Annotated in this window: 12 protein-coding genes; 4 read left to right on the top strand and 8 right to left on the bottom strand. The window is 61.7% G+C overall.

The annotated features are described in order from the left end of the window. Positions 1 to 4: 4 nt before the first annotated feature. The 6 genes from HMPREF9695_RS04510 to HMPREF9695_RS04535 all read right to left on the bottom strand — a co-directional run bounded on the left by HMPREF9695_RS04510 (position 5) and on the right by HMPREF9695_RS04535 (position 6,188). Positions 5 to 712, bottom strand: coding sequence for an ABC transporter ATP-binding protein (locus HMPREF9695_RS04510; protein ID WP_006019622.1), 708 nt, complete (start codon positions 710 to 712; stop codon positions 5 to 7). Next, on the bottom strand, positions 699 to 1,442 hold the full coding sequence (locus HMPREF9695_RS04515) for an ABC transporter ATP-binding protein (protein ID WP_006019623.1): 744 nt from the start codon (positions 1,440 to 1,442) through the stop codon (positions 699 to 701). The genes HMPREF9695_RS04510 and HMPREF9695_RS04515 overlap by 14 nt, the downstream gene beginning before the upstream one ends. Then, a complete protein-coding gene (locus HMPREF9695_RS04520; protein ID WP_006019624.1) occupies positions 1,439 to 2,368 on the bottom strand; it encodes a branched-chain amino acid ABC transporter permease in 930 nt (309 codons plus the stop codon). Before HMPREF9695_RS04520 ends, HMPREF9695_RS04515 begins: the two co-directional genes overlap by 4 nt. A gap of 1 nt (position 2,369) precedes the next feature. Next, positions 2,370 to 3,224 (bottom strand): branched-chain amino acid ABC transporter permease, encoded by an 855-nt coding sequence (locus tag HMPREF9695_RS04525; protein WP_006019625.1) that lies wholly within the window; start codon positions 3,222 to 3,224, stop codon positions 2,370 to 2,372. Positions 3,225 to 3,324: 100 nt separating this feature from the next. Next, the gene (locus tag HMPREF9695_RS04530; protein ID WP_006019626.1) at positions 3,325 to 4,536 is read right to left on the bottom strand and encodes an ABC transporter substrate-binding protein; all 1,212 of its coding nucleotides are present in this window, start codon (positions 4,534 to 4,536) and stop codon (positions 3,325 to 3,327) included. Positions 4,537 to 4,784: 248 nt separating this feature from the next. Next, positions 4,785 to 6,188, bottom strand: coding sequence for an aminotransferase-like domain-containing protein (locus tag HMPREF9695_RS04535; protein WP_051054957.1), 1,404 nt, complete (start codon positions 6,186 to 6,188; stop codon positions 4,785 to 4,787). Between the two features lie 122 nt (positions 6,189 to 6,310). On the opposite strand from HMPREF9695_RS04535, the gene HMPREF9695_RS04540 reads away from it, so the two are divergent. The 3 genes from HMPREF9695_RS04540 (at position 6,311) to HMPREF9695_RS04550 (ending at position 9,987) form a co-directional block, all read left to right on the top strand. Then, on the top strand, positions 6,311 to 7,594 hold the full coding sequence (locus HMPREF9695_RS04540; protein WP_006019629.1) for a hydroxymethylglutaryl-CoA reductase, degradative: 1,284 nt from the start codon (positions 6,311 to 6,313) through the stop codon (positions 7,592 to 7,594). Between the two features lie 56 nt (positions 7,595 to 7,650). Beyond that, positions 7,651 to 8,871 (top strand): ABC transporter substrate-binding protein, encoded by a 1,221-nt coding sequence (locus HMPREF9695_RS04545; RefSeq protein ID WP_006019630.1) that lies wholly within the window; start codon positions 7,651 to 7,653, stop codon positions 8,869 to 8,871. 342 nt (positions 8,872 to 9,213) lie between these two features. Continuing rightward, complete coding sequence (locus tag HMPREF9695_RS04550; protein WP_041711871.1) at positions 9,214 to 9,987, top strand: ferredoxin--NADP reductase; 774 nt, start codon at positions 9,214 to 9,216, stop codon at positions 9,985 to 9,987. A 150-nt stretch (positions 9,988 to 10,137) separates the two neighbouring features. On the opposite strand, the gene HMPREF9695_RS04555 is transcribed toward HMPREF9695_RS04550, so the two are convergent. Together HMPREF9695_RS04555 and HMPREF9695_RS04560 are read right to left on the bottom strand one after the other, a co-directional pair. Then, positions 10,138 to 13,281 carry a multidrug efflux RND transporter permease subunit gene (locus HMPREF9695_RS04555; protein ID WP_006019632.1) on the bottom strand — a complete coding sequence of 1,048 codons (3,144 nt, stop codon included), beginning with the start codon at positions 13,279 to 13,281 and terminating at the stop codon, positions 10,138 to 10,140. A gap of 1 nt (position 13,282) precedes the next feature. Then, a complete protein-coding gene (locus HMPREF9695_RS04560; RefSeq protein ID WP_041711281.1) occupies positions 13,283 to 14,434 on the bottom strand; it encodes an efflux RND transporter periplasmic adaptor subunit in 1,152 nt (383 codons plus the stop codon). Positions 14,435 to 14,532: 98 nt separating this feature from the next. Here HMPREF9695_RS04560 and HMPREF9695_RS04565 point away from each other — a divergent pair, with 98 nt between their 5' ends. Then, positions 14,533 to 15,036, top strand: a complete 504-nt coding sequence (locus HMPREF9695_RS04565; RefSeq protein ID WP_006019634.1) for a MarR family winged helix-turn-helix transcriptional regulator — start codon at positions 14,533 to 14,535, stop codon at positions 15,034 to 15,036. The last annotated feature ends 66 nt before the right edge of the window (positions 15,037 to 15,102 follow it).

Raw genomic sequence — 15,102 nt, forward strand, 5'->3', positions numbered from 1 at the left:
TGCCTCACACGCCCAGATAAACCTGCTGGATGTACTTGTCGCCAGCGATTTCCTTGGCCGTGCCCTCGCGGATTGTGCGGCCGTGTTCGAGCACATAGACGCGGTCCGTGATCTTCAGCGTCGAGGTCGCGTCCTGCTCCACGATCAGGATGGCGGTGCCGTCTTTCCTGATCTGCTGGATCGAATCGAAGATCAGGCCTTTCAGCCGCGGTGCGATGCCGACCGACGGCTCATCGAGCAGCAGCAGTTCCGGCCGCCCCATCAGTGCGCGGCCGATGGCCACCATCTGCTGTTCGCCGCCGGAGAGCGTGCTGGATTGCTGCCACTGCCGCTCGCGCAGCACCGGAAACAGCGTGAAGACGCGTTCGAGGTCGGCGTTGATCTCGGCCTTGTTGCTTCGGAGATAGGCGCCGAGCTGAAGGTTCTTCAGCACCGACAGTTCCGAGAACAGCTTGCGGCCTTCGGGACAATGGCAGATGCCGCGCGCGACCACATCGTAAGGCGCGACGCCGTCGAGCGTCTGGTCCTTGAACTTCAGCGTACCTTGCGAGCCGATGGAGCGCGAGATCGCTTTCAGCAGCGTGGTCTTGCCGGCGCCGTTGGGGCCGAGCACGCCGACCAGTTCGCCCTTTTCGACCTTGATCGAGACGGATTCGATGGCAAGCGCCTTGCCGTAGCTGACGCGCAGGTCGGAGACTTCAAGCAGAGGCATGTGCGTCCTCCGTCTTGCCGATATACGCCTCGATGACTTTCGGGTTCTTCACGATGTCCTCGGGCGGCCCGACGGCGATGATCTCGCCGAAATTCATCGCGATGACGCGCGACACCAGCGCCATGAATTCGCGCAGCTTGTGCTCGATCAGCAGGATGGTCAGGTTCTCCTCGCGATGCAGACGCTTGATGAGTTGTGCCAGTGGCTCGATCTCGCTGGAGCCGAGGCCGGCGAACGGCTCGTCGAGCAGCAGCAGGTCCGGCCGGGTCGCCAGCGCGCGGGCGATTTCGAGCCGCCGCAGATCGCCGTAGGGAAGCGTCTCGACCGGCTCGAAGCCACGGCCGCCGAGACCGACCTGTTCGAGCAGGTGGCGCGCGCGCTCTTCCTTGTCATGGTCCTGATGCGCGCGCGGCGACATGCAGGCGACGAGAACATTCTCCAGCAGGTTCATGCCGACGAACGGACGGCAGAGCTGGAAGGTGCGCGCCATGCCGCTGTTGACCACCTTGTAGGGCGCAAGGCCACGCAGCGGTGCGCCGTTGAATGTCACGCTCCCGGAGGTCGGCGCCATAAAACCGGTGAGCATATTGAACAGCGTGGTCTTGCCCGCGCCATTCGGGCCGAGGATGCCGGTGAGTTCGCCCTTTTGCAGGGTGAAGGTCGCGCCCTTCACGGCGGTGAGGCCGCCGAACCGCTTGGTGACGTCGTTGACTTCGAGCAGCGCCGTCATCGGAAGCGCTCCGTCATCCGGCGCCACAGCGGCGCGACCAGGCCATTGGGGAGGAAGAACAGGATCAGCATCAGCGTGAGGGTATAGATCCACAGGCGATACTCGCCGAAGCCGCGCAGCATCTCGGTGAGCAGCGTGAGCAGGATCGCCGCCACCGCCGCGCCATAGATCGAGCCGATGCCGCCGACGTAACACATGATGATGACGGTGATCGACACCACGACCGAAAACAGGGGCGGGGAGACCTGAAGCTGGTAGTGCGCATAGAGCGCGCCGCCGAGCCCGGCAAAGGCGGCGCTGATGGCGAGCGACGCGATCTTGTAGAACGTCACATTGATGCCCGCCGCCTGACAGGTCGCTTCGTCGCCCCGAATGGCGCGGAGCAACAGGCCCCAGTGCGATTGCGCCAGCAGCACCAGCACGATCACGGTGACCACAAGGATCGCCAGCACGAGCCAGTAGTAGTGAAGCGGATTGCGCATCAGCGGTTCGAGGCCGTAAAGGCCTTCCTCGCCGCCGGTCTGCTCCCAGAAGATCAGACACAGGCGTTGCAGGATGGCGGAGGCCGACAGCATCGCCAGCGCGAAGTAGGGGCCGCGCAGGCGCAATGTCGGAAAGCCGACGATCAGGCTGAATGCGACCGCGATGACGACCGCCGCCGGCAGGCTGTACCATGGATTCGCAAACCAGATCGTCGCGAGGAAGCCCGCGGTATAGGCACCCGCGCCGATAAAGAGTGAGTGGCCGAAGTTCTCACGGCCGGTGAGGCCCGACATGAAATCCCAGCTCGAAGCCCAGATGCCGTAGATGACGCAGACGGTGAGCACGCCGGTGAGATAGTTGCTTGCCGCGAACACCGGGGCCAGCGCCAGAATGGCGACGACCACGATGCCGCCGGCGATATCGATCAGTGAAACCTGCCGCATGTCAGAACGCCGCCCGCCGTCCGAGAATGCCGGACGGTCTGATCATGAGGGTGATGACGACTGCGACCAGCGAGACCAGTTCGGTCCAGGATGTCGAAATCAGATAGGCCACGATAGTCTCCGAATAACCGAGGATCAGCGAGGCGATGATGCTGCCGGGGATCGAGCCGAGGCCGCCGACGATGACGATGGCGAAGGCTTTCACCATCGGCAGCAGGCCCATGGTCGGCTGCACCGTAAGGAACGGTGAGACCAGCACGCCGGCAAATGCGGCGGTGCCTGCGGAGATGGCCATCACGATGGAGAAGATGCGATTCGTGGGGATGCCCATGTATTGCGCGGCTTCCGGATCCTGCGACACCGCCAGAATGGCCGCGCCGAGCCGCGTGCGCTGAATGAACAGCCAGAGCAGCAGCAGCACCAGAACGCTCATGACCAGCGCGAGAAGCCGTTGTCCGCCGATGTCGACGCCGCCGATCGAAATCTTGTCGGCCACGAACGAGGGGACGTTGCGGTATTCGGATCCGAAGGTGATGAACAGCGCCTGTTCGACGGCCAGCGAGACCGCCAGCGTGATCATCAGCACGGCGAGCTGCGATGCGCGCAGCGGCCGGACCAGGAAGCGCTCCATCAGCACGCCGAAGCCTGCCACCAGCAGAACGGCCAGTGGCGCCGCGATGATCAGCGGGAAGTTCAGCAGCGATGTGAAGACGTAGGCTGCATAGGCGCCGAGCGCGTAAAACGAGCCGTGGGCCAGATTGAGGATGCGGGCGACGCCGAAGATGAGCGTGAAGCCCACCGCGAGCAGCGCATAGATTGCGCTGGACACAGCGCCGTAGATCAGGATTTCGAGCATAACCGCCTGCTGGTCTTATTCGTCAGAAGAAGGCAAACCTTCGGGGACAGCGGCCGGTAATATCGTTACCGGCTGCTGTTCTCACGACGTCAAGTGCAGTTCAGTTCATCCAGGGCGGCGGGATCATCTTTCCCGTTTCGGACGCCTTCGGCCACACGACGATGCGTGCGCCGTCCTTCTGCCATTGCGCGAACAGCAGGTTCTGCAGGCCGGGTCCGGTCTTCACATCATGGACCTCGTCGAACTGGATTTTGCCGGCGATGCCGACATAGTCCGTCTTTTCGAGTTCCTTGATCACCGCATTCGGCTCGACCGAGTTGGCGCGCTTTACCGCTTCCGCATAGACATAAATCGCGTCGTAAGCGCCGACGCCGGTATAGACCGGGGCGGTGCCGAAGCGTTTGACGAACTCATCCCAGAACGGGATCGTCTTCTCGGTCAGCGGGGCGCGGGTTGCGAACAGGCCGACGGTTTCGGACAGGGCCTTGCCGCTCACGCGGGTAAAGAAGTCCGCATCCTGGCTCTTCACATCGATGCCGCCGATCGGAATCGGCACCTGCGCGTCATGCCACTGCTTGACGAAGATGTCCGAGGAGGCGTGCGACAGAATTACAATCAGATACTGCGCACCGCTCGACTTGACCTTGGCAAACAGCGGCGAGAAGTCCGAGGTCGATGTGTCGAAGAATTCGGCCATCGGCACTTCGGTGCCGCCCTCGACCGCGCCCTTCTTCAGGATCGGCACGAGGTCCTGCACCCATTTGGCGTTCTCTCCGACGATGGCGACCTTCTTCAGGCCCATCTCGCCCTTGAGCTTGCCGTTGATGAAGTCAACCAGCGCGCGGGCCTGATGGCCGGCGTGGATCGGGGAGACACGGAAAATGTACTTGTAGTTCTCGTAATCGGTTTTCACCTTTGCCGTGATTGCAGGCGAGGCCGCACCGACGCCGAGATAGATCGTCTTTGCGTTCGAGATGTGAGGCAACTGGGCCAGCGTCACGCCGCTGGTGTAGCCGCCGATCAGCACGTCGACCTTTTCATCGGCGGTGAGCTTCTTGATCGCGGCAATGCCCTGTTCGGGGTTTTCGGTTTCGTCTGCGGCAACCATTTCAAGCTTGCGCCCGACGAGTCCGCCTTTGCTGTTGATATCCTCGATCGCCATCTTGATGGCGTTCTGTGTGTCGCGGCCGACCTGAAGCTGGACCGAAGTCGGGACGCCGATCTTGATGGTCTGCTGGGCCGAGGCCGGCGTGAGAAGGGCGCCGGTGCCGAGAATGCTCGCAGTTGCGAGCAGGCTGAGAAATGACTTCATGCGTTTCTCCCAAATGCATCTGAATTCGCGTTCGATGCTTTTTCTTTGCGGCGCTAGACTGCTGGCCGGACAAGTTCAAGTCAAGCAAAGATCGGATGTTTGCAGCGTGGGTCTGTTTGAAACGGATTTCGCTTCAGCGGCAGGAACATTGTTTGCCACGCGTTAATGTTGCGATGCCGAAATCGCGAGATGCCCACGAATTCATCGTGGCCTGTTTGATTTTTACGAGGCGGTTCGGCGGTAGATCGTTATGGATTGCGATGCTCGGCCATGAAGCTTTCAAACCGCGGATCGCCGACATGCGCGATATTGACGCGCATCGCGGGGGTGGCTGGGGTGGCGTCCGGATTGAAGGCCGAACCGGGCGCCAGCAGAATACTGCGTTCAGCGGCAACGCGTGACAACTGCGTGTCGTCGATATGCGGCGGCAGTTCGCACCACATGTAAAACCCGCCGCGCGGCTGTCCGAACACCGGCAGGCCGAGCCGCGCCAGGCTATCGTTCGCCTGACGGGTGGCGGCTTCGATGCGCCCACTGAGCCGTTTGAGATGTCCGCGATAGCGCCCGCTGGTGATCAGGTCGTAGATGATCTGCTCGATGTAACCTGAACTGTTCGCGCGCGTGATCATCTTGAGATCGGCCAGCCGCGCAACGGTATCGGCATTGGCGGCGATGTACCCCGACCGCAGGCTCGCAGAGAGCGTCTTGGCGAAGGTGCCGACATAGATCACGCGGTCGAGCTGATCGAGCGCGGCGAGACGGGGACTGTTGTTCGAGAGCACATCGGCGAAAGGATCGGAATCGACAACGCGCAGATTGTGGTCGGTCGCGGTGCGCAGCAGACGATAGGCGACCGGCAGCGTTATCGAGCAGCCCGTTGGGTTGTGCGCGAGCGACTGGGTGAAGAATATCCGTGCGCCGGTGCTGGCGGCCTTGGCGGCGAGATCGTCCGGGTCCGGCCCGTCCACGGTTCGCCGCACGCCGATCAGCCGCGCCTTCGCAAGCCGCAGTTTTCCGAACAGCGGATAGTAGCCGGGACTGTCGACAAGGACCGGATCGCCGGGTTCGACATACTGGCGCACGATCATGTCGAGGGCGTCGTTCGCGCCCTGTGTCAGCAAGACCTGCGTCGGCTCGGCGCCGATGGATCGCTCTGCGAGAAGACCGGCGATGCGCTGGCGCAGCGGCAGCAGGCCGTAGGGGCTGCCGTAACTCTCAGGGAGATTGCGTTGTCCGGGCCGGCTGACCGGCCGCAGATACGGACCGACTTCCGATCCTTCCATCCAGGCCGCAGGCGGACGGCCGTCACCGACACGGACCTCGTAACGCTTTTCCAGTTGCTCGCGCAGCAGCCAGACGCTGTCGACCGCTTCGACCTTCGCGGGCCCGGCGGTCTCCGCGCGCTTCGGGCGATGCAGCGAGACATAAAAGCCTGAGCCCGGTTTGCTCTCGATCTGGCCTGACGCCACGAGCCGCTCATACGCGTCGACAATGGTATTCTTGGACGCCCCGAACAGCTCCGATGCGCCGCGGATCGACGGCAGCCGTTCGCCGGGCCGGATTGCGCCGCGTTCGATCCGCGCAACGATTTCATTGGCGATGGTCTCGATACGGGATCGCGTAGCGCCACTGTTGGACTGAACTGTACCCATGGTTTGAATGGTACGGACCTTCCCGAAATTGTGCAAAGTGTTCCTTGTGGTGTACCCCCATCACCATACAGTTTCCGTAGCCGAAAATCCCCTCAAGAGGACCTCGGTTCGGGAGACGCTGAATGACTGTTGCAAGGCACGGGGCAAACCGCAGTTCGCGGATCGCCGGGTTTCACCGCAAGCCGCCGCAGGAGCGGCTTGATCTCGTCGCTTCGTTCGCCGGCCTCGATGCAGCGACCGCGGCCCATCTCGCCGACATGGGCAACCTGCCGCCGCAGCTCGCGGACAAGATGATCGAGAACGTCATCGCCACGATGAATGTGCCGATCGGCATCGCGACCAATATGAAGGTCGACGGCGAGGACGTGCTGATCCCGATGGCGACGGAAGAGTCGTCGGTGGTCGCCGCGGTGTGCAACGCGGCGCGCCAGACTTACGATGCGGGTTTCACCACATCTGTCTCCGGCACGCTGATGATCGCGCAGGTGCAGGCCGTCGAGGTGCCTGACCCTTATGCCGCGCGGCTTCGGCTTCTGGAGAAGCGCGACGAGATCAAGGCAATCTGTGATGCGTGCGATCCGCTGCTGGTCAAGCTCGGCGGCGGCTTCCGCGACGTCGAGGTACGCATTCTCGATACACTCGGCGGACCGATGGTCATCACGCATCTGATCGTCGATACACGCGATGCGATGGGTGCCAACGCCGTCAACACCATGGCCGAGAAGATCGCGCCGCATATCGCCACATGGAGTGGTGGGCGCGTGTTCCTGCGCATTCTCTCCAACCTTGCAGACCGGCGGCTGGCCCGGGCCCATGCGGTGTGGAGGCTGGAAGATATCGGCGGGGAGAGCGTGCGCGATGGCATCATCAGCGCCTATCAGTTCGCCGAGGCCGATCCATATCGCGCGGCCACCCACAACAAGGGCATCATGAACGGCATCAGCGCCGTCATTCTCGCCACCGGCAACGACACGCGCGCGGTGGAAGCCGGTGCCCATGCTTTCGCGGCACGTAGCGGACGTTACACCAGCCTGACGCGCTACGAGATCACCAAGGACGGTCATCTCTCCGGATCCATCGAACTGCCGCTCGCAGTCGGCCTGATCGGCGGTGCGACCAAGATTCATCCAACCGCGCAGGCGTGCCTGAAGATTCTCGGCGTCACCACGGCGGAGCGGCTGGCGCGCATCATTGCGGCGGTGGGGCTGGCGCAGAATTTCTCGGCGCTGAAGGCGCTCGCCACGGTGGGCATCCAGTCCGGGCACATGGCGCTTCATGCGCAGAACATCGCGATCATGGCTGGCGCTGTCGGCGACGAAGTCGAGGCTGTAGCGAAGGTGCTGGTCGAGCGTGCGACGGTGCGCATCGATATTGCGCAGGAGGTACTGGACATCATTCGGCGCTAGGACATTCCGGCGAAGGCCGGACAAGTTCATAAGAATCAAAACGGGAGAAAACAAGAATGCAAAGATCAAAATCGGCTCTTCTTGCTGGCGCGGCGATGCTGCTGGCTCTCATCGCTCCGGCACACGCGCAGATCGCCAACAACACCATCAAGCTCGGCGTGCTCACCGATCTCACCGGCATCGCCACCGACTCGACGGGCGTCGGATCGGTTGCGGCGGCGAAGCTTGCCATCGAGGACTTCAAGCTTGAGAAGCCCGACATCAAGGTCGAACTGCTTCAGGCCGACCACCAGAACAAGCCGGATATCGGCGGCGCGATTACGCGCCGCTGGATGGATCTCGACAAGGTCGATGCCGTGCTCGACGTGCCGTTCTCCTCGGTGGCATTGGCCGTGCAGGAAGCCACGCGCGGATCGAAAACCGCGTTCATCGCGTCCGGCCCCGGCTCGTCGCTGCTGACCGGCGAGAAGTGCTCGCCCAACACCGTGCACTGGACCTATGACACCTGGGCGCTGGCGCACGGCACCGCATTGGCGCTGTTGAAGGCGAAGAAGGACACATGGTTCTTCGTGACGGCGGACTACGCCTTCGGCCATTCGCTTGAGAAGGATGCGTCGGACGTTGTGAAGGAACAGAACGGCAAGATCCTCGGCAGCGTGCGGCATCCGCCGGGCGCATCGGACTTTTCGTCCTTCCTGCTGCAGGCGCAGGCCAGCAAGGCCAAGATCGTTGCGCTTGCCAACGCGGTGAACGACACCGTCAATTCCGTGAAGCAGGCGACCGAGTTTGGCATTCAGGCCGGCGGGCAAGAACTGGCGGCGCTGCTGATGCAGGTCACCGACGTCAATGCGATCGGACTTCAGGGCGCGAAGGGCCTCTATCTGACCGAAGGCTTCTATTGGGACTCTAACGACGGCACGCGCAAGTTTTCTGACCGCTTCACTGCGGCGGTTGGCGGCGGAAAGCGTCCGACCGCTATTCAGGCGGGCGTCTATGCCGGTACGCTGCACTATCTGCGCGCGGCGGCCGCGGCGAACACGACCGATGGACAGAAGGTTGTCGCCAAGATGAAGGAGATGCCGTCGAAGGATCCGTTGTTCGGTGAAGGCACGATCCGCGAGGACGGCCGTCACATCCACAACATGTATCTGTTCCAGGTGAAGACTCCCGCCGAGTCCAAGGCGCCATGGGACTTCTACAAGCTGGTGGAGACGATCCCGGCGAAGGACGCTTTCCGGCCGATCGCCGAGGGCAACTGCCCGATGGTGACGAAGTAAGGCCGGTTTCCAACGCCGCGCAGGTGCGCCGTGGTCATCGGGGCGTTTAGATCGAGTGTAAATTTCCTCCCGGCGGGCTCCGTACGGGAGGAAATTTCTCTCTTCGAACATGATCTTAGAATGCAACGCCGGTCTGCCCTCGGGGCATGACGCAGGCGCGGTATGTAATTGACCAAAAACGGAAATTCGGCTATTTCACCGGCGTCGTGAATGCTGCCGCCGTCTTCGCCTGCAAGGCAGGCCATCCAGCAAAATTCATCGGCGAGAAGTTCTGCGTGAGGCGTGACCGCCCGCAAGTCCGGCGATTGTGCGCTCACCGATTGCAAGAGCATGGGTCCGGTTATGAGCAACTTCAATCAGGAAACGGTTCTCAGCGTCCATCACTGGACCGACAACCTTTTCAGCTTCACGACCACGCGTGATTCCTCGTTCCGTTTCCGGAATGGCGAGTTCACCATGATCGGATTGAAGGTGAACGAGAAGCCGCTGCTGCGCGCGTACAGTGTCGCGAGCGCGAACTACGAAGAGAACCTCGAATTCTTCTCGATCAAGGTGGCTGACGGGCCGCTGACCTCGCGCCTCCAGCATCTGAAGGAGGGCGACCAGATCATCGTCAGCCGCAAGGCGACCGGAACGCTGGTGATCGACAACCTGACCGCCGGCCGCAATCTCTATCTGATCGGCACCGGCACTGGCCTCGCGCCGTTCCTCAGCGTCATCAAGGACCCCGAGACCTATGAGCGTTTCGAGAAGGTCGTGCTGCTGCACGGCTGCCGCCATGTCCGCGAACTGGCTTACGGCGAACTGATCACCGAGAAGCTGCCGCAGGACGAGATGATCGGCGAGATGGTGAGCAACCAGCTCATCTATTATCCGACCGTGACGCGCGATCCGTTCCGCAACCGCGGCCGTATCACCGACCTGATTACCTCCGGCAAGCTGTTTGAAGATATTTCACTGCCTGCGCTCGATGCGGCGAAGGATCGCGTCATGATGTGCGGCAGCCCGGCGCTGCTGGTCGACACCAAGAAGCTGCTCGAAGAGCGCGGGTTTGTCGAAGGCAACCATGGCGAGCCGGCGGACTTCGTGGTCGAGAAGGCGTTCGCCGAGCGCTGATCACACGGACCGCTTCAAATCAAAAAGCCGCTGGCTATGCCGGCGGCTTTTTTGTTTAGGAAGACTCGTTATTGCGAGGAGCTCTCGCGACGAAGCAATCCATTCTTCTCAAAAATGGATTGCTTCGCTTCGCTCGCAATGACGGAGGGATTACTCCGCAGCTTCTGAAACTTCGTCGGGTATACGCGGTGGCGAGGGTTGCTGTTTCGAGCGGCCGACCTGCGAGAACAGGTGCGCGAGCTTGTCGAGGTAGAGATAGACGATCGGCGTCGTGAACAGCGTCAGCGCCTGGCTGACCACCAGACCGCCGACCATGGCATAACCCAGCGGCTGTCTGATTTCGGAGCCCGTTCCGGTGCCGAGCATCAGCGGCACGCCTCCGAGCAGCGCCGCCATTGTGGTCATCATGATCGGGCGGAAGCGGATCAGGGCGGCCTTGCGGATCGCGTCTTCCGGCGACAGGCCCTCATCGCGCTCTGCGACGATGGCAAAGTCCACCAGCATGATGCCGTTCTTCTTCACGATGCCGATCAGCAGCACGATGCCGATCAGGCCGATCAGGCTGAAGTCAAACCCGAACAGCATCAGCATCGCCAGCGCGCCGACGCCGGCCGAGGGCAGGGTGGAGATGATCGTGAGAGGATGGATGTAGCTTTCGTAAAGAATGCCGAGGATCAGATAGACGACGATGAGCGCCGCAATGATCAGCAGCGGAACGGTGCCGAGCGATTGCTGGAACGCCTGCGCGGTGCCCTGGAAGCTGCCGTTGACGGTGGGCGGCACGCCAAGTTCCGCGACGGCGTTCTGGATTGCGTCGGTGGCCTGACCCAGCGCTGCGCCTTGTGCGAGGTTGAAGCTGATGGTGGTCGCCGGGAATTGCCCCTGGTGGCTGATCGAGAGCGGACGGACCGGGACTGTCGTCCATTTGACGAAAGCCGACAGCGGCACCTGGTCGCCCGTGGTCGGCGACTTGATGTAGATCTTGTCGAGCGTGTCCACCTTGCCTTGCAGTTCCGGCAGGATTTCCAGAATAACGTGGTAGCTGTTCACCTGCGTGAAGTATTGCGCGACCTGACGCTGACCGAAGGCATCGTTCAATGTGTCGTCGATCAGTTGCGGCTGGATGCCGTAGCGCGAGGCGGTGTCGCGGTCGATGGTCAGGGTCAGAGTGGTGCCGTTGGTCTGCTGATCCGTGGCGACGTCACGCAGTTGGGGGAGGGTCTTCAGTTTCTCGAGGATCTTGGGCGCCCAGGTATTCAGCTCGGCAAGATTGGGGTCCTGCAAGGTGTATTCGAACTGGGTGCGGGTGGCGCGGCCGCCAAGGCGGACGTCCTGCGCGGCCTGAAGAAAGACGCGAGCGCCTTCGAGTTTTTCAAATTGCGGCCGCAGCCGCGCGATGATCTGTTGCGCGCTCACGTCGCGCTCGTTGCGCGGCTTGAGCGTAATGAACATGCGTCCGTTGTTGAGGGCGCTGCCGCCGCCACCGACTGCCATGGCGATCGAGGCGACTGCGGGATCTTTCTGGACGATCCCGCCGATCTGGGCCTGAAGGCGGGACATTTCGGCGAAGGAGATGTCCTGGCCGCCTTCGGTGATGCCGGTGATCAGGCCAGTGTCCTGCTGCGGAAAAAAGCCCTTCGGAATGATGACGAACAGATAGACGGACAGGCCGACAGTCGCGAAGAACACACACAGCGTGGTGAAGCGCCAGCGCATCACGAGGTCGAGGCCCCATTCATATCCCCGGAGCATGGTGTCGAAAAAGCGCTCGCTGAGCTGGTAGAGCCTGCCGTGCTCGGTCTCGCGGCTATGCGGTTTGAGGAAGCGCGACGCCATCATCGGCGTCAGCGTCAACGAGACGACCAGCGACACGAAAATGGCCATCGCCAGCGTGACGGCGAATTCGCGGAACAGGCGACCAATGATGCCGCCCATCAGGAGCAGGGGTATCAGCACCGCGACCAGCGAGATGCTGATCGAAACGATCGTAAATCCGATTTCGCTGGCGCCTTTCAGGGCGGCGGCAAACGGGTCTTCACCCTGTTCGATATAGCGGCTGATGTTCTCGAGCATGACGATGGCGTCATCGACCACGAATCCGACCGAAATCGTAAGCGCCATCAGCGAGAGGTTGTCGAGCGAATAGCCGAACACCCACATCAGGGCGCAGGCGCCCAGCAAGGCAAGGGGAACCGTGATGCTCGGAATGACGGTCGCCCAGACATTTCGCAGGAAAACGAAGATCACCATCACAACAAGGGCGATCGTGAGCAGAAGGGTGAACTGCACATCCTCGACGGCGGCACGAATGGTTTGCGTGCGGTCGCTCAGGACCTCGACCTTGACCGTCGGCGGAATGGCCGCGATCAGCCGCGGCAACTGCGCCTTGATCTTGTCCACCGTGTCGATGACGTTGGCGCCGGGTTGCTTGAACACGACGAGGAAAACGCCGCGTTGGCCGTTCGCCCATGCGGCCTGTTTGGCGTCTTCGGGCCCGGACACGGCCTGGCCGATGTCGCGAATGCGCAACGGCCCGCCATTGCGGTAGGCGATGATGACGTCGTTCCAGTCCTTGGATTTCGGCAACTGGTCGTTGGCGTAGATGGTGTAGCTGCGCGTCTTTCCGTCGATATTGCCCTTCGGATTATCGACGGTTGTGATCGCGATCTGGCTGCGGACGTCCTCCAGTTGCACGCCCTTTGCGACCAGCTTTGCGGGATCGATCTGGATACGAATGGCCGGCTTCTGCTGACCGCCGATGGTGACCTGTGCGACGCCGGAAATCTGGCTCATCTGCTGGGCCAGTTGCGTATCGGCATAGTCGTTGACGTCGATCAGCGGCAGCGTCTCGGATGTTACCGACAGGATCATGATCGGCGAATCCGCCGGGTTTACCTTGCGATAGGTCGGCGGGCTCGGGAGCGTTTTCGGCAACTGGCCGCCAGCCGCGTTGATGGCGCCCTGAACGTCGTTGGCTGCGCCGTCGATGCTGCGGTTGAGATCGAACTGGATGGTGATGGACGTTGAACCCAGCGAACTGGTCGATGTCATCTGCGCGACGCCGGGAATCTGGGCGAACTGCCGTTCCAGCGGCTGCGCAACCGAGGATGCCATGGTTTCCGGGCTGGCGCCGGGCAGGCTCGCCGAAATCTGGATGGTCGGAAAGTCGACCTGCGGCAGCGGCGCGACCGGCAACAGCGGGTAAGCAACCAGACCGACAAAAAGAATGCCGGCCATCAGCAACGATGTTGCGATCGGATAGCGGATAAACGGACCGGAGATGCCGTCGCTCATGTCAATCCGCCTTCGCCGAAGTTTGGCCCGAGCTTGCGACGTTCACCGTCAAGGCCGAGCCCGGCTGGACGCGATACTGTCCGGCTGTGACGACCTGTTCGCCGGCTGTGACGCCGCTATCGACGAGCGTTTTGCCGTCAGTGGATGGCCCTATTTTGATCTTGCGCAGGCCGGCCTTGTTGCCGTCGGTCACGACATAAACGTAAAGGCCATCGTTGCCATGCTGAACGGCATCGTCCGGCATCACCGTCGCATCCTTGATCGTATTGACGAGAAGGCGTGTCGATACCGAAAGGCCGGGCCACAACGCATGATCCTTGTTATCGAACGTCGCCTTGAGCCGGATGGTGCCGCTGGTGCTGTCCACCTGGTTGTTCATCAGCGAGAGAACGCCTTGTGACAGAACCTTGCGTCCGTCGGTGGTCAGCGCGGTGACTTTCGTTTCGCCACGGCGAAGCGCACTTGCGATATCGGGAAGCTGTTCTTCTGGCGCGGTGAAGATCACCGAGATCGGCTCGACCTGCGCGATGGTGACGATGCCGGTCTGTGTCGCGGCGTTGACGATATTGCCGACATCGACCTGACGGATGCCGGTGATGCCGGAAATCGGTGCGCGGATGCTGGCGTAATCAAGCTGTGTCTGGGCGTTGAAGATCGCGGCCTGATCTGCGGCGATCTGCGCCTTGAGCTGTTCGACATTCGCGGTCTGCGTATCGACCGTTTGCTTGGTGGCGAATTCGCCCAGCTTGGTGGAGCGGGCAAGATCGCGCTGCGCGTTGGCGAGGTTGGCCTCGTCCTGGGTTTTCTTCGCGTTGGCCTGATCGAGCGCGGCCTGGAACGGACGGGGATCGATCTGTGCGATCAGATCGCCTTCCTTGACGAACTGTCCTTCCTTGAAGGCGATCTGATTGATCTGGCCATCGACGCGCGTCCGCACCGTCACGGTGTTGAAGCCCTGCACCGTTCCGAGCCCGGTAAGATAGACCGGAAAGTCTACTTTCGTGACGCTGGCGACGGTGACCGGAACCGATGGAGGCGCGGCGGGTTTTGCAACATTCACATTCTGCTGACGAGGCCAGCCGAACCAGACGCCTCCCATCAGCAGCAATGCTGCGAGAACATACGCCCACACAGGAATGCGACGCCTTGTCATATCAGATCCCGATTGCTTTTTGCGCCAGCCTGCCTCTATCATAACTAATAAGCCTGCACTTAGTATGCACGCGCATCATTAATTATTGGCAAGGTTCGATGTCGCGCTCCGTCCAGTGGCTCGATCTGAAGCGGCAACTGGTCTCGCAACTGATCGAGACCTCGCGCCTCCTGCGCAACCACATCGATCAGCGGGCGAAGGACCGTGGAACCACCCGTGCGCAGTGGATTGTGCTGTTCCGATTGCGGCAGCAGGAAGGACTGATGCAGGTCGATCTCGCAGATGTGCTTGAGCTTCAGCCGATTTCGCTTGTGCGGCTGCTGGACCGGCTGGTTGAGCAAAAATTGCTTGAACGCAGGGCCGATCCGAATGACCGCCGCGCCAACCGGCTGTTTTTGACTGCCAAGGGACGGCGGCTGGTGGACGATCTCGACAGCCTGCGGGACGACATCGCCACCGATGTGCTTCACGACATTCCGAAAACTGCCATTGAATCAACGCTGGAAACGCTGGTCGAGATGAAGGCGCGGATCAAGGAGACAGCCGGGGACACGGAGGCCACCGAGCCACCCAGGGCGAAGGGCGCCCGCGCAAGGTCCTAATTCCGCAAAAGGCGAAACGGCGGCAAACCCGGATACAAAAGGCGAAACCGTGTCTGGCGTTTTCGC

The sequence above is a fragment of the Afipia broomeae ATCC 49717 genome (assembly GCF_000314675.2).
GTDB classification, from domain to species: Bacteria; Pseudomonadota; Alphaproteobacteria; order Rhizobiales; family Xanthobacteraceae; genus Afipia; species Afipia broomeae.